General features: G+C 65.6%; 16 protein-coding genes and 1 pseudogene. 6 read left to right on the forward strand and 11 right to left on the reverse strand.

Features of this window, described 5'->3' with window-relative positions; genetic code table 11:
- Positions 1 to 20 precede the first annotated feature (20 nt).
- A complete protein-coding gene (locus C7H84_RS02945) occupies positions 21 to 1,706 on the reverse strand; it encodes a metallophosphoesterase family protein (RefSeq protein ID WP_121857331.1) in 1,686 nt (561 codons plus the stop codon).
- Positions 1,707 to 1,882: 176 nt separating this feature from the next.
- Between C7H84_RS02945 and C7H84_RS02955 the strand changes: the two are divergent.
- Positions 1,883 to 2,029 (forward strand): annotated as a pseudogene (locus C7H84_RS02955) (hypothetical protein); the annotation flags it as partial.
- 92 nt (positions 2,030 to 2,121) lie between these two features.
- Here the strand turns inward: C7H84_RS02955 and C7H84_RS02960 are convergent.
- The 3 genes from C7H84_RS02960 to C7H84_RS02970 form a co-directional block, all read right to left on the reverse strand.
- The gene (locus C7H84_RS02960) at positions 2,122 to 3,315 is read right to left on the reverse strand and encodes a tyrosine-type recombinase/integrase (RefSeq protein WP_121857334.1); all 1,194 of its coding nucleotides are present in this window, start codon (positions 3,313 to 3,315) and stop codon (positions 2,122 to 2,124) included.
- 87 nt (positions 3,316 to 3,402) lie between these two features.
- Positions 3,403 to 4,158, reverse strand: a complete 756-nt coding sequence (locus tag C7H84_RS02965) for a glucose 1-dehydrogenase (protein WP_121857335.1) — start codon at positions 4,156 to 4,158, stop codon at positions 3,403 to 3,405.
- Positions 4,159 to 4,264: 106 nt separating this feature from the next.
- On the reverse strand, positions 4,265 to 5,440 hold the full coding sequence (locus C7H84_RS02970) for a helix-turn-helix transcriptional regulator (RefSeq protein ID WP_121857336.1): 1,176 nt from the start codon (positions 5,438 to 5,440) through the stop codon (positions 4,265 to 4,267).
- 240 nt (positions 5,441 to 5,680) lie between these two features.
- Between C7H84_RS02970 and C7H84_RS02975 the strand changes: the two genes are divergently transcribed.
- Positions 5,681 to 6,061, forward strand: a complete 381-nt coding sequence (locus C7H84_RS02975; RefSeq protein WP_121857337.1) for a DUF4377 domain-containing protein — start codon at positions 5,681 to 5,683, stop codon at positions 6,059 to 6,061.
- Positions 6,062 to 6,087: 26 nt separating this feature from the next.
- On the opposite strand, the gene C7H84_RS02980 is transcribed toward C7H84_RS02975, so the two are convergent.
- On the reverse strand, positions 6,088 to 7,476 hold the full coding sequence (locus tag C7H84_RS02980; protein WP_121857338.1) for a DHA2 family efflux MFS transporter permease subunit: 1,389 nt from the start codon (positions 7,474 to 7,476) through the stop codon (positions 6,088 to 6,090).
- Positions 7,477 to 7,663: 187 nt separating this feature from the next.
- On the opposite strand from C7H84_RS02980, the gene C7H84_RS02985 reads away from it, so the two are divergent.
- Positions 7,664 to 8,047 (forward strand): ATP-dependent protease, encoded by a 384-nt coding sequence (locus C7H84_RS02985; RefSeq protein ID WP_121857339.1) that lies wholly within the window; start codon positions 7,664 to 7,666, stop codon positions 8,045 to 8,047.
- Positions 8,048 to 8,167: 120 nt separating this feature from the next.
- On the opposite strand, the gene C7H84_RS02990 is transcribed toward C7H84_RS02985, so the two are convergent.
- The 5 genes from C7H84_RS02990 to C7H84_RS03015 form a co-directional block, all read right to left on the reverse strand.
- Positions 8,168 to 8,542: a copper resistance protein CopC gene (locus C7H84_RS02990; RefSeq protein ID WP_121857340.1), complete on the reverse strand. Its 375-nt coding sequence runs from the start codon at positions 8,540 to 8,542 to the stop codon at positions 8,168 to 8,170.
- A gap of 2 nt (positions 8,543 to 8,544) precedes the next feature.
- Entirely contained in the window at positions 8,545 to 9,477 is a 933-nt protein-coding gene (locus C7H84_RS02995; RefSeq protein WP_205611385.1) for a hypothetical protein, read from the reverse strand.
- A 106-nt stretch (positions 9,478 to 9,583) separates the two neighbouring features.
- Positions 9,584 to 9,940: a DUF2946 domain-containing protein gene (locus tag C7H84_RS03000; RefSeq protein WP_240461948.1), complete on the reverse strand. Its 357-nt coding sequence runs from the start codon at positions 9,938 to 9,940 to the stop codon at positions 9,584 to 9,586.
- Between the two features lie 513 nt (positions 9,941 to 10,453).
- Positions 10,454 to 11,614: a DUF4382 domain-containing protein gene (locus tag C7H84_RS03010; protein WP_121857344.1), complete on the reverse strand. Its 1,161-nt coding sequence runs from the start codon at positions 11,612 to 11,614 to the stop codon at positions 10,454 to 10,456.
- A 159-nt stretch (positions 11,615 to 11,773) separates the two neighbouring features.
- Entirely contained in the window at positions 11,774 to 12,382 is a 609-nt protein-coding gene (locus tag C7H84_RS03015) for a carbonic anhydrase (RefSeq protein ID WP_121857345.1), read from the reverse strand.
- 606 nt (positions 12,383 to 12,988) lie between these two features.
- Between C7H84_RS03015 and C7H84_RS03025 the strand changes: the two genes are divergently transcribed.
- Together C7H84_RS03025 and C7H84_RS03030 are read left to right on the forward strand one after the other, a co-directional pair.
- Positions 12,989 to 13,987 carry a helix-turn-helix domain-containing protein gene (locus tag C7H84_RS03025; RefSeq protein WP_121857346.1) on the forward strand — a complete coding sequence of 333 codons (999 nt, stop codon included), beginning with the start codon at positions 12,989 to 12,991 and terminating at the stop codon, positions 13,985 to 13,987.
- 126 nt (positions 13,988 to 14,113) lie between these two features.
- On the forward strand, positions 14,114 to 14,755 hold the full coding sequence (locus tag C7H84_RS03030; RefSeq protein WP_121857347.1) for an HD domain-containing protein: 642 nt from the start codon (positions 14,114 to 14,116) through the stop codon (positions 14,753 to 14,755).
- Positions 14,756 to 14,993: 238 nt separating this feature from the next.
- On the opposite strand, the gene C7H84_RS03035 is transcribed toward C7H84_RS03030, so the two are convergent.
- Positions 14,994 to 15,344 (reverse strand): VOC family protein, encoded by a 351-nt coding sequence (locus tag C7H84_RS03035; protein ID WP_121857348.1) that lies wholly within the window; start codon positions 15,342 to 15,344, stop codon positions 14,994 to 14,996.
- A gap of 259 nt (positions 15,345 to 15,603) precedes the next feature.
- On the opposite strand from C7H84_RS03035, the gene C7H84_RS03040 reads away from it, so the two are divergent.
- Positions 15,604 to 16,743 (forward strand): LLM class flavin-dependent oxidoreductase, encoded by a 1,140-nt coding sequence (locus C7H84_RS03040; RefSeq protein ID WP_121857349.1) that lies wholly within the window; start codon positions 15,604 to 15,606, stop codon positions 16,741 to 16,743.
- Positions 16,744 to 16,845: the final 102 nt, after the last annotated feature.

Genomic DNA, 16,845 nt, shown 5'->3' on the forward strand with positions numbered 1-16,845 from the left:
CGCCGCGGGCGGCCGTCACATCAGCGCTCGCCGCGCTTCTTGCTCAACTCGATCGTCTCGAACAGTTCGTACTGCGAGGTCGGGTGCTGATCCGCGCCCGGCGCATGGTAGTAGCGCATCGTGATCGTCGTGTGGCCGCCCGGCTGGCCCGGATCGTGGTCGAACACGGCGATCCCGTAGCCGGTGCCCGTATCGCGGCGCGCGGACCAGATCGCATCCTCCAGCGCATCGGCCGGCTTGCGCACGAACGTGTTCGGCGCGGTGCCCGGCACCGGCCGGTTCGGCTTCGTGAAGATCTTCGCCTGCGCATAGCCGGTCGCCGGGTTCTCGCCGTACACGTCGAGCGGCGCGCTGGTGCCGCCGCCGCCGAGGATCAGGTGGATCGTGCCGTGGCTCGTGTCGAACGTCGTGCGGTTCGGATCGGTCGAGCCGACCGGACGCGGCTGCAGCGTCTCGACGACTTCGCCGGTCGATGCATCGACGCCCGCGCGGTGATTGCAGCCGCGCACCGGATAGCTGCGCTCGTAGTCGTGATCGTGGCCGCACAGCACGAGGTCGACGCCGTAGCGGTCGAACAGCGGCAGCCACGCCTCGCGGATGCCCTTGTCCGAGCCGTTGCCCGTCTTCGACGAACTCAGCGCGTCCTGGTGCATCTGCACGACGATCCAGTCGATGTCGTCGTCGTGCGACGCATGCCGCAGCGTGTGCTCGAGCCAGCGCGTCTGCTCGCCGTTGCTGTAGCCGCGCACGTAGAACGACGTGCCCGGTTCGATCGGCGGGCGGCCGGTGCTCGCGGCCGGCACGAGCGGAGCGGGGCCGCCGACGAATGCGGCGGCATCCTGGTACACGACGTCGTCGGCGTCGAGCGAGATGAACAGCACCGAGCTCACGCGGAAGCTGTACCAGCGGCCCGGAAAGCGCGTGCCGTTCTCGGGCAGCGTATAGCGCGCGAGATACGAGTCGAGCCCCTGCGGACCGTTGTTGAATTCGATCTCGTGATTGCCCGGGCACGGCATCCACGGACGGTTCGCCGCCGAGCTCTGGTTGTTGTTGCCGAAGTCGCGCCACACTTCCGGCTGGTGCGCGGGATTGAGGTTCGCGTAGCAGAGGTCGCCGTTCAGCAGGTGGAACAGCGGCTGGAACTGCTCGACGGCCTGCACCGCGAAGCGGCTTTGCGGCGACGACAATACCCACGCGCCGTTCGGCGTCGCGAGGTCGCCGTAGCTCGTGAAGCGGAACGGCGCACGCCCGCGCGGCGCGGTCGTGAAGGTCGCGGCGAACGGCTGCGCGGCGTTGCTGTCGTTGTCGGCCGTGAGTTCGTAGCGGTAGCGCGTGTTCGGCTTCAGGCCGTGCACGCGGGCATGGTACGTGAACACGGTCTCGCCGTTCAGGCCGTCGGTGTAGAGGCGTTGCACGCCGTGCACGGTGCGTGCCGGCTCGCCGTCGGCGACGATGCGCGCGCGCGGATTGACGGCCGGCGCGAGCGACGCCCACGAGATCGCGACTTCGGACGCCGGGTCGCTGCCCCACGTCAGGTGCACCTGCTCGGGCGTGCCGTCCGGGTTCGACGCGGCGGCACGGGCGGCCGCGAGCCCGCCCGTGGCGGTGGCGAGGCCGGAGACGCCGGCCAGTTTCAGGAAGCCGCGGCGCGACACGGAGGCAGCCGGCTCGTTCGATTCGGCGGGGAGGTTGTCCTGGTTCGACATGGTCGTATTTTCGGTGAATGACACGCGAGATGCGGAACCGCCCGGCCGTGCGTGAGCGCGTCCGGGGCGTCGGCCGGAAACGAGCGGGATCCCGGTGTCACGCATTGTCGAAGCGCAGTTTTGCCGGCTTGTGACAGACGGTCATCAAAACGCGGACCCGATGCAGCGACGCGCATGCGCGGCCGTGGCCGTGGCCGCCCGCGCCGGTGGGCGGGGTTGCGCCGCCGTCGCCTGCGCCCGGCTATCGCTGGGCGAAGGGACATTACCGCTGGGCCGGCAATCACTGGGCGTGGGTTCCCGGGCATTGGGTGGCCGTGTATTGACGAGAACGGCCCCGCCGCGCCGCGCGCTCAACATCAGAGGAGCGCGAGGGCGCGCCCGCATATTGAACCGCGCCGCGTGTCGACCTGAGCGGCTACCACCCGATCCGATGCTTCTCGTCGGTTTCGCTGTGCCGCCAGTCGTCGTCCGCGTGCAGATACTGGCTGGTCGTCGTCAGCGACACGTGCCCGAGGTTGTCGCGCACGAGCCGTAGATCCACGCGACCGTCGGCCATGTGCGAGCCCGCACTGTGCCGCAGCCAGTGCGCGGATGCCTGCTCGAGCACGCGCGCCTGTTCCTCGCCGGTAGCGCCTTGCGCACGCAACCGGTCGGCGGCGAACCGGAACACCTGCTTCACGATTCGATGCAGCGCGGCACGCGTGAGCGGCTTGCGCGTGCGACCGACGGGCAGCACGAGCGGGGTAGGTTCGCCGTCCGCGGGCAGCGCAGGCAGGCCATGTGCACGCCGATAGCGTGCGAGCTCGGCCATCATCTCGGTGGTGGCCGGCACGAGCCGCTGGCGGCCGCCTTTGCCGGTGACGTCGAGCCACCAGCGCTCGCGTCCGTTCGCGTCGCGTCGTGCGAAGAAATGCCCCATCGTCGTGTCGGCGGCTTCCGTGATGCGCAGGCCGCCGAGATACAGCAGCGTGAACACCCAGCGCGCGCGATCCGCATGGAAAGCGGCGCGCGCATCGTCGCGCGGCATCGCGGCGATCGCATCCTTGACCGCCTGCCACAGCGGCAGCCCGAGATGGCGCGTGACGCGCGGCGCGGGCCGCCGTTGCCGCTGGCGCGACAGCGCGAGCGGATTGCCGGCCAGATAGCCGGCCTGCACGAGCCACGAGAACATCACGTTCAGGATCACCATCGCCTGCCGCTGGCTGGCCGCCGACAGCGGCCCGTAGAACGGCCGCCAGCGCGGGTCGCCGCGCGGATGCTTGCGGCCGCCGTTCGCACACCACATGTCGGCGGGCTCAGGCGCGAGCAGGAATTGCCGGTAGACGACGAGATCCTCGTGCGTGAGCGACGACAGCGGCTTGCCGCACGCGATCACGGCCCACAGCAGCAGGCGCTCGGCTTCCTTGCGGTAGTTCTGGAACGTGGTGGGCGTATCGACGAAGCGCGCGAGCCACGCGCGCACCGCATCGAGATCATGGGTCGCGGCGATCTGCGGATGCGCGGTGGTCGAGCGGTTGGTGCCCGCGCGTCCGTCGAGCGCGGCCGGCACGGTCAGCGCATCGATCGGCTGCGGCCGCAGCGCGGCGTCGGACGGAACGGGTGAAGTCATGCGAAAGCGGGGGGCGGCCTGCCGGTGGCCGGGCGGGCGCGGGCGGCGCGACGAAGCGGTCGAGGAAGCGCCGATGGTAATACACGATCACCACGCGGTGAAGCCGCCGTCGACCGCGAGCGCCTGGCCGGTGACGAAGCGCGCGGCCGGCGAGCACAGCCACATCACCGTGTCGGCGATGTCGCGCGGTTCGCCGAGCCGCGCCATCGGGGTGGCCTGCTTCAGGCGGGCCATGTCGTCGCGGTTCTCCGGACGATCGGTGATCGCCGTGTTCGCAATGCCGCCCGGGCACACAGCGTTCACGCGGATGCCGCGGCTCGCGTAGTCGATCGCGACCGCACGCGTGAGGCCGATCACGCCGCTTTTCGACGCCGAATACGCGGACAGCCCCGGCCCGCTGACGAGCCCCATGATCGACGACGTATTGACGATCGCGCCGCCGCCCGATTGCAGCATGTGCCGGCATTCGTGCTTCATGCACAGCCACACGCCTTTCAGGTTCACCGCGATCGTGCGGTCCCATTCGCCTTCGTCGAGTTCGGCAACGGGTGTGCCGCGCGGCGCGATGCCTGCGTTGTTGAACGCGACGTCGATGCGGCCGAAGGTGGCGACCGTCGTGTCAAGCGCGGCGCGTACATCGTCGGCGATCGAGACGTCGGCTCGCAGCACGATCGCCTTCGCGCCGAGCTGTGCGATCGCGTGCGCGGTGTCCTCGGCGGCGGCTACGGCGGTATCGAGCAAGGCGACGTGCGCGCCGGCCTGCGCGAAACACAGCGCGGCCTGGCGTCCGATGCCGGTGGCCGCGCCGGTCACGACGGCGACTTTTCCTGCGAAGCTTTCCATGCCTGTCTCCTGCGGCGTTTAAGAGACCGACAGGTTAGGGCGCGCGTGCGCGGGCTTCGACGTTGAAACGGACTAGGCGGATTCGACGGCGGGTCGGATCGATGCGTCACCCCAACGACAACACGCTGTTCAGCAACGTCCGCACGAGCGTCGCCTGCCGCGTGACGCCCGTCTTCGAGAAAATCGCCCGCAAATGCGAGCGCGCGGTGTTCTTGCTGATGTCCAGTTCGTCGGCGGCTTCCTCGAGCGTCGAGCCGTTGACGAGCGCGAGCGCCAGCGCGGTCTCGGCCGGCGTCAGGTCGAACAGCTTGCGCACGATGTCGTGCGACGCCTGCGACTTGCGCTCCGCATCGCGGATGAAGATCGCGCACGCGGGCCGGCGCGGATTGTCCTCCGACCATTCGCTGAGGGGCACCGTGCGGATCAGCACGCCGAGCGGCGGCTTGCCGGACGGGCGTGGCACCGCGATCGCCTGCGCGACCGACGGCGCGCCGCCCAGCCGTTCCGCGAGCACCTGCCGGATCAGCTTCTGCAGCTTGCGATCCTCCAGCGGATACGATGCCTCCAGCGCGCCGGCGCGTACGCGCAGGCCGTCGCATTCGGCGAAGATCTCGTCCGCGACGGAATTGGTTTTCATGATCGCGCCGCGCTCGTCGAGGATCGCGGTGCCGACGAGCATCCGGTCGATCGTGCTCGCATACAGCGTGCGCTCCGATTCGACCATCCCGAACTTCGCATGCAGCCGCACCGCGCGCTTCAGGTGCGGCAGCAGCGCGTTGCACACGGCCTTGTCGGCCACCGAGAACGCGCGGCCATGATGCGAGCGGCACACGCGGAACCGGCATTCGATCCCGTCGGCCGTGCGCAGGTCGGCGCCCATCAGGTACCCGACGTCGAACGGCTCGAGAAACTCGCGATACATCGCGCTGCTGCGCCACACGCCGACACCGAGCAGCTCGTCGACGGTGACGACGCGATCGCTCGGCAGGTTCACGAACGGATCGAGTGCGTAGTAATAGTTGTTGTACGATGCGACGCCCGGCAGCGGCGCGCCGTGCTCGGACGCATTGATCATCAGCCCCGCGTGGCCGCTGGCCGGCCAGCGCAGGATCATCGTCACGTAGTTCGCGTCGAGGTGCACGCGGATCTGCTCGAGTGCGCCGCCCCACGGCACGTCCTCCAGCGGGCCTTCATAGATTTTCGCGAGCAGTGCGTCGTACTGCCCGAGCGTCAGTTTCGATTGGGCGAGGCTCGGGGGAAGGGCCGGGGGCGCCGTGGTCATCGGGGTTGTCTCCAGTTGCAGCCGCCGGGTCGCGGTGCGCCGGGCGTGCGGGTGCGTGCATGGACCTGACCGGGCCGCTGGCGGCGGCGCGCAGCGGCCTGCACCGGAATACGGTAGCGCATCGGCGCACGCGCGACATCCTGCGAATGAGGGGGGCGGTACGCCGGTTGTAAGCGATTTGTGAACTTTCCCGGCGGAGCGTTCGTCTAATCGGCCCGCCAACGCTTCCGAGGACATCAGATGATTCGCAAGACCCAAACGCTGCTCGGCGCGGCCATGATTGCCGGCGCCACGCTGCTCGCCGGCTGCCAGACCGACGCGGCTGCGACGGATGCACGCGCGGCTCGTCCGGCCGATAGCCAGCCCGTGACCAAGACCGTCTACGTCGCGCCGCAGGCGGCGCGCTGCACGGGCGTCGCACCGATGGACTGCCTGCAGGTCCGCAGCAGCCCGTCCGAGCCGTGGAGCCTGTGGTACGCGGGCATCGAGGGCTTCGCGTACCAGCCCGGCTATCAATATGTGCTGGAAGTCGACGAGTATCGCGTCGCGCAGCCGCCGGCCGATGGTTCGTCGATCCGCTGGGTGCTCAAGCGGGTCGTCGAGCGCCGCCAGGTGAACTGACGGCAGCGGCCGGCCCGCCGCGCCGCTTACGCGGACGGCCGGGGCGCGACCGGGCGCGGCGGCGGCGCGGCGTCGATGCGCCGGAACACGACGGACGACAGCAGCGTGACCGCCCCCATGCAGACGAACGACAGCATGAAGCCGTTCGCCATCGAGCCCCAACGCGCGGCGAACAGGTTCACGAGCCCGCCGCCGATCGACACGCCGAGCCCCATCGCCAGCATCTGCATCATCGTGAACAGGCTGTTGCCGCTGCCGGCGTCGGCATGCGACAGCCCCTTCAGCGTCACGGCGTTCATCGCGGCGAACTGCATCGAGTTCGCCGCGCCGAACACGATCAGCAACGCCATCTCCAGCGCCGGCGCGGGCCGCGCCGACACCAGCGCGAACCCCGCGATCGCGCAGCCGACGATCCCCGTATTCACGACCAGGAAGGTCGCATAGCCGAAGCGTTTCGCGAGCGGCGCGATCCAGCGCTTCGCGATCACGCCGGCGATCGCGGCCGGCAACATCATCATCCCCGACTGCAGCGGCGTGTAACCAAGCTGCACCTGCATCAGCAGCGGCAGCATGAACGGCACCGCGCTCGTGCCGATGCGGCACAGCAGGTTGCCGAGCAGCCCCGAGCCGAAGTTCGGCTCGCGGAACAGCCCGAGCCGGAACAGCGGCTGCGCGCGGCGGCGCGCATGCGGCAGGTACGCGAGCGCGCTCGCCACGCCGAGCACGGCGAGGGCAATTGCCCAGCCGGTGCGGTGCGCGGGCATCGGCGGATCGATCGCGAGCGACAGCGCAATCATCGCGACCGACAGCAGCGCGCAGCCGATGAAGTCGAACGGCGGCGGCTGGGTTGCCTGGCCGTGCGGCAGGAAGCGCTGCACCGCGATGAAGCCGACCATGCCGACCGGCACGTTGACGATGAACACCCAGTGCCACGAAATCGCCTCCGTGAGCCAGCCGCCGAGCGTCGGGCCGACGATCGGGCCGAGCTGCGCGGCGATCGACACGAACGCGATCGCCGCGACGTACTGTTCGCCCGGCACGCGGCGCAGCACGGCGAGCCGCCCGATGGGCAGCAGCATCGAGCCGCCGATGCCCTGCACCGCGCGCGCGACGACGAGCTGGCCGAGCGTGTGCGACGCCGCGCAGCCAATGGACGCGAGCGAGAACACCAGGATCGCGAGCGAAAATACGCGGCGCGTGCCGAAGCGGTCGGCGAGCCAGCCGGACGCCGGCGTGAGCATCGCCATCGTCAGCGTGTAGACGACCACGACCGGCTGCATCGCGAGCGGCGACGCATGCAGACTTTGCGCGATCGACGGCAGCGCGGTGTTGACGATCGTCGTGTCGAGCGACTGCATGAAGAATGCGGCGGCGACGATCCACAGCAGCGCGGAATGTGAGGGTTCGCGGGACATGACGAAAAGGGAGGAGCGGCGACCGGCGCATGGCCGGCCTACAAGCTCTGGATGGTACCGATTCCGGTGGTTATCGGGAAGCGGCCTGAAGTCGTGGGAAAATTGCTTTGGCTGCACCGCCCGGATCCGCGGCACAGCCCGGGCGTAGCCCGTGCGAAGATTTGCGATGAACCCCATGAGAGATGCAATGACTACGACATTCGACGAGGCGACAACGGCGGCGATCGACGCGTTTGCCCAACTGGATTTCTACACGGCTGTGCAAGCGATGCGCGCCGAGGCCGATTACGACCGCGAACTGGACCAGTGGATCTCGCGCTATATCGACGAGCAGGGCGGCGGCGCGGACGACGCCGCATACGACGCGTTGCACGCGCAAGCTCAGGCAACCCCGGAATACGCGCAGTTCGTCGATGCGGTTCGGCAGGAAATCCGGGAATACTTCGACGTGACCGACGATCAACTGGACTGGATCGTCCTGCTGCGCAATGACGATAGCGACGAGCTTTGGGCGGAAGTCAACCGGCGGCGCAGCGCGCTGGGGACCGGTGAAGTGCGCGGAGACCTCTAACCACTGCCTAACGGCTCGACCGGCGGCAGCTGGGCGGGGCGCGGGGCCCCACGGCACACGCGCGCGCTACGTTAGCGACGACGGCCACCACGATCAATGTGAAAGCCGTCGCCCGGTTCATTACTTCACTTTGAACGAATAGTCGCCGTGCGTGCGATGCCCGTCCGACGAGACCGCGACCCAATGCACCGTGTACGTGTCGGGCGGTAACACCGGCAGCGGAACATGTATTGATTTCGTGTTGCTCGGATCGACCTCGGCCTTCGCGGTATTCACTTGTCGACCATTCGAATTGCTGACGTTCAACGAGCTGAACGCGGCTTCAAGCGGGCCGTCGAACTCGATCGCCACCCTTGCCGGCGCCACGACTTCGGCGCCCGCTGACGGTGACTGCTTTTGCGGAAACACATGGGCGAACGCCGTCGACGCGATGAAGATCCCTGTCGCGATGGCTGCTGCGCGCAAACCGTGACGATCTCGCTTCAATGCCGGCATGGCTATTCCCCTTTCCCGAAAAATGGCTTGCCGAGCGAGTGGGGCATCACGTCGTCCAGAAACAGGTGCGCCTGAAACAGGACGCCGATACCCTTTCCGCTTGCATGGTTGACCGGAATGACCGCTTCGGCGCCAAACTGGCCCCAGCGGTTGAGCCAGAGCAGGCCGGGATTGATGCTGCCGGTCGTGTGTCCCGAACACGGGCCGCCGGTACAGGTGCTCATCGGGAATTCGACGACCGGGATCAGGTTATTGAACGGCGCCTTGAGTCCGACATCCTGCACGAAATTCTGCAGGTACGGGATGCTGTATTGCACGGTGACGCCCCAGCTTAACGAATCCGGGTCGGCGCTGTTCATCGTCAGGCGCGGACCGAGGGTCCCGGTGATCGCGAGCGGCTTCAGACACTTCAGGATGTCCGGCAAATCGCCGAATCCCTTGCCGACGTAAAGCGTCGGCGTGATCGCCGAGTGTGGATCGGCGATCGACCTGGCTCCCGTGCCGCCCAGTTCCGCGACCGCGCCGACCGAGGCCATGAACTCGTGCTTTTCGTTCACGTAAAAGCGGTATTTGACGCCGATCGCGAAGTTGTCGAATCCGCGGGCCGATCCACCATTCGGTGCGTTGATGTTGACGTAGGTTCCGACGACTGAAACGGCGACATTGGGCGTGATCAGCTTGTCCCATTCGAGCGATGTCGTGTTGGTGTTCTGCTCGTCACCATCGTCGGTCAGCGATTTGCCGTGGCCGAATTCCAGATTGAGTTCGTCACCGACACCAGGGTCGTCGACCGCCATCGTCGCCGGGAAAACCCGATTACCGGCGATGGCGTGCGCTGATGCAAGTGCGGGGAACAGAAGCGGGATAGCGATAGTGGCCGGAGCAATTAGGGCCGCGAGCATCGGCATACCGCCGCGTGGAGGAAGGGTGCGCATGATTCGATCCTTGTGTGAGGCACGCAAAGGTGCTCGCGAGCCCGTAAAACGACGCGCGAGGACACGACGATGCAATGGCATTTGCATCGTCGCCGGGCTGACTCAATCAGGATGGAAATGGCGGCGCACGCGGCTGGGCCGCCGCAAAGTGGAAAGCGCTGTGGAGTGTTTGAAACGTGGTAGCCGAAGCGGGATGAACTGCCCAATCGGTCGGCGCGAAGCCCGTGGTCCCGCCCAGTAACGCGGGCATGTCGCCGAGCAGCCCGCAATACGCGCAGGCCTGCCAGTGGGCCGCCTTCTCGGGCAACGGCGACTGGTCGGAACCAGCAATGTCCGCACCGTTGCGCGTCGTGCAGAACGCGCCGGATACGGCATCGATCTGGTGTTCGGAAGAAAGGCTCTGCGATACCGTTGGCGCGAGCGTCGCCATCAGGATTGCAAGCAATCCCAGGATGCTGCTCATCTTCTTGCGAAATAGAGCGGACATGACGTTGGCGCAATCGCGTACCGGACGGCACGTTGCGGGGATTATGGCACGGGCGCCGGATGGTCCGGATGGGTAAGCGCCCTACTTGTGCGTAGGCATCGGGAGGTGCTTGCGCGGCTGTTCGCGCAAGTCGCCTGTGCCCGCTTCCTAATGTGCGACTGCTCGCTCAGGGTCGGTAACGGTCGCCAGGAGGGGCGACGTAGGTCTTGGCGTAGGTTGCTGGTACGAAAAATGAAAAAAAGCCCGCTGTACGCGGGCCCCGTGCAATCAGCAATTGCCTTTCTTCGCCTGTCCGGGCGGGCAGAACCCGTTCCCCGGTCCACCCTGCGGTGCGACTACCACCGGTGCACCCGGAACATAGGCGACGCACCCGCTGAGTGCGCCCACCATGCTCGCCGCTGCGAGCAACGCGATAACCCCTTTTTTCACTTCGTTCTCCCGTTATTGACGAAAGGGCCCTTCGGCCCTTTCGATGATGCTGCCGATACGTCAGAAGGTGAAATTGACGTTCGACTGGCTGGTGGTTGCGTTGACGTTCGCCGATTGCGTTGCCCCCGACGCCGCGTCCGCTTCGATCGTGTATTGCCCCGCAGCCGCCGGCGCGGCAGCGAGCGCGACCGGCAGCGAGCCCGAGTATGTGCCGACGATCGGTGCGGCCGTGGGCACGTTGAGCGCATAGGCACCCGTGTCCATGTTCGCGTTGATCGACGTGATCTCGTAGGCGTTCGCATCGATCGTCTGCAGCGCGCGCACGAATGCGTTCGCGCTCGCCGTTGCCGTGCCGCTGACGGTGCTCATCGTCGAAGCCGGCAGCGTGATCGGTGCGGTCGACGCCGAAACTGCCGTGGTCGTGTTCACCACGACCGGGACCGAGCGGACGATACCCGACGCGAAGCTGTTCTGCACGATCACGACATCATAGTTGCCCTGAGTCGAGCTCTGGATCAGCGGAGACAGCACGAACTTCCCGGAGCTGTCGGCCACGGTGCCCCGGACGACCTTGCCGCCTTGTTCGGCATAGACGGTCGCGCCGGCTTCCGCCGATGCGACGTAACCGGAGATTGCGCCGCTCACGACGGTCGGGACCGCAGTGACGACAGGTTTCAGCGCGTATGAGCCGTTGCCGCGCTGGACGATCGACTTGCATGCGTTGAAGTCGAGCACGAGGTCGACAAGCGTGTTGGGCTGAACCGTGAACGGCTGAATGATCTTGTAGCCGCTTTGCGTTGCGCTGGGTGTTGCGAGCGCCTGTTCCGCGCCGCCCGTCGGGACGACCGAATTCGCAAGGTTGTTGCCTTGATTCTGCGCGAGGACGAGGCGAACTTGCTGATATTGGCCCGCAGGCAAGGCAGTCTGGCCGAGATCGGCGAGCACGCCGTTCGTCAGCGACAAGAGGTCGATTTTCTGCGGCGTTGCGAGGGAAATCGTCGACCAGCCGGCGTCGTTGTCGGCGGCATTCGCGTTGGCGTTGACGCGGACCTGCGAGACGGTGATGTACACATGGTCGAAGCCACAGGATGGCGCGTCCGTCATTGCGACATGCAGCGTACCGGTTTGCGCGGCGCTGCCGCCATCGTCGCCGCCACCGCAACCGGCGAGGACGAATGGCACGAAGGCGGCACAAAGCGCGGTCTTGATGATGTTATTCATATGTCACCCCCAGATATGGGTTTTATTGTGGGTGACCGAAGAATAGCGATACCGCGGCTTACTATTTGGGAAATTTTGAAACGAACGGTAACTTTCCATTCGATCGGTAAAATTTTACCGATCGAAGCCAATCCGCCGACATTCCTTCTGCATGTTGGTTTACGGAGCGGCCTGGGTCGGAATGTCGCGCACCACCTCGGTCAATTTTCCGGAATTGATCTCATAGAAAAAACCATAGAGCTTGACGCTCTTTGGCACGGCCGCGCTGGCACGAAGCAGCTGCACGTCGTGTTTGATCGAATCCTCGAAGTCGGAAATGGCGAGGCTATCGTGATCGAACATGGTTGAAATGTCGGCGTGGTGATGATCGTGGAACTCGTCGACCAGGTCTTCAGGCTTGAAAGCCGTGGCGCCACAAAACGAATGATGTACCACGACGACATTTTGAACCTGGAAGAGGTAGTCCATCGTCGCGACTGACTGCAAGGCCGAAAGGGCACGCCCCCCTGCGTTGGACACGGCGAACAAGGTACGCGTGTTACCGATCCGGTTACCCGCTTCGTCGAGAATGTTCTCGCCCGGATAGACCTCATCCCCGAAATAGTCCGCGACAGCCTGCGGTATTTCGGATGCCCGCGGATCGAAGCAGTGGACCACGATGGTCTTCATCGGGATGAAATGACTGAATCCCTGGAAGTTCGACCGGTCGAACCAGCCCGGTTCAAACCACGGCTGCGTCCTGAATTCGAATTGGCTGTATTGACTCATTTCTTGCTCCACTCTCTATGTTCCCGGCGCGATTGGAAAGACGACGATTTGATACGGTGTGTACTGCAAAGTACAAGTTTGTCGATTCGTGGCACGGTGACATTGCGCCCTCGATTTCTGCCCGTGCTCGACCGCACGAAGGAGTTGCTCATTCGTCGAACGGCGCCCAATCCAGCACCACCGGCGCATCCACGATCGTGAGCGGCGACCGATTGTGCTCAATCCTCGAACAGATGTGAAACCAGTGCGGGTACGGCTGTTTGCAGTCGACCTCATGATTGACGGGTCAGTATAGGATTGCTGATCGTCCAGGACGATGACATTCACACCTCGTTTTCTGCCAGCATGCGAATGCGGTTTTCACTCGACGTCGAATTTTCCATGCATCGTGCGCGTCCGGCCGGCTCCGACGGCGCTCGCGCAGCTGTCGCTACGCAGCCCGGCCGGGCATTGGCAGAAAAAGAGGTATGGTTGTCATTGCGCTCCGATGCCGCATGCCTGTAGTTTATCTTGTGGTCCATACCATGTCGCCATGGGCCAGTCTCGTCACAGTGCGCGCGAGTCGGCCTGATCGGATCGGGACCTCGCACTTCGATACGTCAGCACATGCATAAAACCGGTAATCCGAATGGGCAAGCGTCTCGAAAGGTCGTCATCGTTGCCTATGACGGCGCCAAGCTCATGGACATATCAGGTCCGCTGCAGGCCTTCAGCGACGCCTGTCTGGACGACGGTCGTCCCGCGTATCAGGTCGTTCTGACCTCCGAGGCAGGTGGAGCGGTGCCCACGGACACGCGCGTGGCGCTTGAAACGGTGCGCCTCGACGACGCGGTGATGGAGTCCGTCGATACGCTGCTCGTCGCCGGCGCCGATCTGATCATGCCCGCCGCCGCCACTGCATCGCTGCGCGCGCGGCTGGTGAACTATCTGAATTGGCCGCGTCGGCTCGGGTCGGTTTGCACGGGCGCCTTCATTCTCGCGCAACTCGGCATCCTCGATCGCCGGGACGTGACGACGCACTGGGCAGCTTGCGCGCGGCTGGAGCAGCAGCATCCGGCCATCAACGTGAAATCCGACGCGATTTTTGTCACGTCTGACCATATCTGGACGTCCGCCGGCGTTTCCGCCGGGATCGACATGGCGCTGGCGATGATCGAGGACGACCTGGGCCATCTGGCGGCGCTCAATGTCGCTCGCGGCATGGTGCTTTTTCTCAAGCGACCGGGCGGTCAGTCCCAGTTCAGCATCGAACTGCGTCAGCAGATGCGCGACGCGCGCGGTCGGTTCTACGATCTGCATGACTGGATTCGAACGCATCTTGACGCGGATCTGACCGTTCCCGCACTGGCGGATGCGGCCCGTATGAGCCCGCGCAATTTTGCCCGCGTCTATCTGCGCGAAACCGGGGAAAGCCCGGCGAGAGTCGTCGAGAGGCTGCGCATAGAGGCGGCCAGACGTCTGCTCGAGTCTGCGCACGAGTCCATTCAGGTCATCGCGCGCCGGACGGGATTTGGTGACGACGAACGTATGCGCCGGGCATTCGCGAAGGTGTACGGCGTGTCTCCGCAGGACTATCGCCGCCGCTTCGGGGCGTCGAAGGCATGACACCTGTCGGGCAACAGGCGCCTGCAGGCCGACGCGGGAGCAACGTCCGGAAACGAGGGGCGTTTGTCATTGCCGACGGACACCGGCCGCACTATCTTCCCGGGACAGGACATTCGAGGAACATGTATGAAACATCCCGTCACCGTCGGAGGCATGACTGCACCTGACTCGGCGCTGGCTCGCAAAGCGGCTGCACTCGTCGAATCGGCCCACGCGAAGCCGCTCTTGCATCACGTTCATCGAACCTGGTGGTTTGCAGAGTTCATCGGGAAAAAGCGGCAAATGAAGTACGATCGCGAGCTGGTGTATCTCGCGTCGCTGCTTCACGATCTCGGCCTGTCCGAGCATCACGCCGCAGACAACCGCTTCGAAGTCGATGGCGCCGACGCTGCGAGCAGATTCCTGCATGCGCACGACTACCCGGAGGCGAAAATCGATGTTGTCTGGGATGCGATCGCGCTGCATTCGTCTGCAGATATCGCCGATCGCCGGGAGCCGGAAGTGGCGCTCGTTCATTTCGGCGCCCATGTCGATGTGATGGGACTCAGGATGAACGAAATCTCTCCGCAGCTGATCGACGACACGCTCGCGCTTTATCCGCGGCTCGGCTTCAAGAAAGCGTTCACGCAGGCACTCGCCGAAGTCGCGAGAAAGAAGCCGCACACTGCCATCGGAACGGGGTTGGCCGACATTGGACGCCGCCTTGCGCCGTCTGTCGAGATCCCCGACGTTTGCGACTTGCTGCTCGCCGCACCTTTCGATAGCTGACGTGTCGCGATGCACGTGAGCGAAGCGAAACAAGCCGGGCCACGAAGTTTCATGCTCTCCCTTTGAGAAATGGGCCGGTGGCCGTCAATCCGGGCACGCACTTCGGTTGCTCTCTGGTCATCGGGGGGCGGCACTTCGATTGTCGCTGGTTGCTGGAAGGTCGACTTATCGAACCGGGTCACGAACACGATGTACCGGTAAAGTTTCTGTCCTTCGCCCTGGTTGCGACCCGATCGCATCACGCCGCGCGTTTCTGCGAAATCACCAGCAGCGCGCCGTTCTTGTCCTCCAGCACCGCACGATATTCATGCGGCCCCGCCTGCACCGGCACGCGCACCGACGCGCCGGCCTTCACGACCCGCGCCATCGCCGCGTAGAGATCGTCGCCTTCCTCGACCCGCAGCGTGAGCGCCGCGCGCTCGACGATCTGTTCGTCGCCCGCGACGAGCGCGATCGTCAGCGGGCCGCCGTCGAGCGCGCAATAGCGGTCGCCGTCGCGGAACTTCACGCTCAGGCCCAGTCCGTCGACGAACAGCGGCAACGCCGTGTCGATGTCGTCGACCGGGTACAGCAGCATCGATACCTTCATTCCCTCTCTCCGTTGTCGTGATGTGTGCGGCGCGCGGCGCACCGTCGTTCGATGCTAGCGCGCGGTGCCGGCCGCGACGCAGTCTGTTCGGATGACGGTGAAACCCCTCTGTCCCCGCATGCACGCCGTTACTCCAAACAGACGATGCCCGGGCGCGCCCGCGCGCCGACACTCCCATCCGTGGACCGTCGCTATTCGTCCGTACCGTGCGGGCGGCTGCACGACCCCGACTCGTCCAACAAACATGGAGACGCACGCAATGAAGTTTTCCCTCATCTACGAAGCCCAGACCACCGACGCATCGCGCGAGGGCGACCACCGGGTGTTCAAGGAGACGGTCGAGCAGGCGCTGCTGGCCGAGCAGGTCGGCTTCGACACGATCTGGTGCGTGGAGCACACGTCGCTGACCAACTATGCGCACATGAGCGCGCCGGAAACCTTCCTTGCGTACCTGGCCGGCCGCACGACGCGCATCGGCCTCGGTCACGGCGTCGTGTGCCTGCCGCCGGCGATGAACCATCCGATCAAGGTCGCCGAGCGTGTCGCGCTGCTCGACATCCTGTCGGGCGGCCGCGTGCATTTCGGCGTCGGCAAGGGCGGCAGCCAGCAGGAAGCGGGGGCGTTCGGCTACGACCTCAACGAACTGCAGCCGATGATCGACGAGTCGATGTATCTCGTGCCGAAGATGTTCGTGCAGGACGAGATCGAGCACGATGGCAAGTACATCAAGATTCCGAAGCGTCCGATCCATCCGAAGCCGATGCAGGATCCGCATCCGCCGATGTACCTCGCGTGCACGAACACCGATGCGCTGCTGCGCGCCGGCCAGCGCGGGATGGGCGCGCTGGTGCTCGGCTTCGGCGGCCCCGACGAAGTCGCGAAGAAGAACGCCGTCTATCGCGAAGCGTGGGCGAACCGCAAGCCGGAAGACCAGGTCGGTTTCCGCCCGACCCAGCACCTCGCGGCGCTGTGCCCGACGGTCGTGATGGCCGACGGCCAGGCGGCCCGCAAGATCGGCATCCGCGGCCAGCGCTACTTCATGGAATCGCTCGCGTACTGGTACACCGGCGGCGAGCGTCCGGACCCGGCGAAGTGGGGCGACGACCTCGTGCAGGCCGATACCGGCGAGATGGTGATCCGGTCGCGTTTCGCGTCGGAGGAAGTCGTCGTGAACTTCGCCGATCCGGCGCTCGCGATGATGAACCCGAACCACGCGTACGGCACGGTCGACGACTGTATCGGCTACGTGGGCCGCCTGCAGGAAGCGGGCGTCGACGAAGTGCTGTTCCTGTGCCAGATGGGTACGGTACCGCACGATGCGCAGATGGAAACCATCCGCAATATCGGCGAACACGTGATCCCGTTCTTCAACAAGGAGAAGGAGCGCGCCTGCGCGTAAGGGCCGGGCGACTGGGCCGCGCCCGTCGTCCCTTCGGACGATGCGGCGGGGCCGCGCGAGGCCGACCATCGGCAGCAGGAATCCTCGCTCGCGGCCGCACGC

This window comes from Burkholderia sp. Nafp2/4-1b, assembly GCF_003635165.1.
Taxonomy (GTDB): Bacteria; Pseudomonadota; Gammaproteobacteria; order Burkholderiales; family Burkholderiaceae; genus Burkholderia.

Bases quoted from the DNA above. Each gene is read 5' to 3' on its own strand.
- C7H84_RS03010 (WP_121857344.1), bottom strand. From the start codon at position 11,614: ATGAATAACATCATCAAGACCGCGCTTTGTGCCGCCTTCGTGCCATTC.
- C7H84_RS02960 (WP_121857334.1), bottom strand. From the start codon at position 3,315: ATGACTTCACCCGTTCCGTCCGACGCCGCGCTGCGGCCGCAGCCGATC.
- C7H84_RS03015 (WP_121857345.1), bottom strand. From the start codon at position 12,382: ATGAGTCAATACAGCCAATTCGAATTCAGGACGCAGCCGTGGTTTGAA.
- C7H84_RS03000 (WP_240461948.1), bottom strand. From the start codon at position 9,940: ATGAGCAGCATCCTGGGATTGCTTGCAATCCTGATGGCGACGCTCGCG.
- C7H84_RS02970 (WP_121857336.1), bottom strand. From the start codon at position 5,440: ATGACCACGGCGCCCCCGGCCCTTCCCCCGAGCCTCGCCCAATCGAAA.
- C7H84_RS03040 (WP_121857349.1), top strand. From the start codon at position 15,604: ATGAAGTTTTCCCTCATCTACGAAGCCCAGACCACCGACGCATCGCGC.
- C7H84_RS03025 (WP_121857346.1), top strand. From the start codon at position 12,989: ATGCATAAAACCGGTAATCCGAATGGGCAAGCGTCTCGAAAGGTCGTC.
- C7H84_RS02985 (WP_121857339.1), top strand. From the start codon at position 7,664: ATGACTACGACATTCGACGAGGCGACAACGGCGGCGATCGACGCGTTT.
- C7H84_RS02945 (WP_121857331.1), bottom strand. From the start codon at position 1,706: ATGTCGAACCAGGACAACCTCCCCGCCGAATCGAACGAGCCGGCTGCC.
- C7H84_RS02990 (WP_121857340.1), bottom strand. From the start codon at position 8,542: ATGCCGGCATTGAAGCGAGATCGTCACGGTTTGCGCGCAGCAGCCATC.
- C7H84_RS02965 (WP_121857335.1), bottom strand. From the start codon at position 4,158: ATGGAAAGCTTCGCAGGAAAAGTCGCCGTCGTGACCGGCGCGGCCACC.
- C7H84_RS03030 (WP_121857347.1), top strand. From the start codon at position 14,114: ATGAAACATCCCGTCACCGTCGGAGGCATGACTGCACCTGACTCGGCG.
- C7H84_RS02980 (WP_121857338.1), bottom strand. From the start codon at position 7,476: ATGTCCCGCGAACCCTCACATTCCGCGCTGCTGTGGATCGTCGCCGCC.
- C7H84_RS02995 (WP_205611385.1), bottom strand. From the start codon at position 9,477: ATGCGCACCCTTCCTCCACGCGGCGGTATGCCGATGCTCGCGGCCCTA.
- C7H84_RS03035 (WP_121857348.1), bottom strand. From the start codon at position 15,344: ATGAAGGTATCGATGCTGCTGTACCCGGTCGACGACATCGACACGGCG.
- C7H84_RS02975 (WP_121857337.1), top strand. From the start codon at position 5,681: ATGATTCGCAAGACCCAAACGCTGCTCGGCGCGGCCATGATTGCCGGC.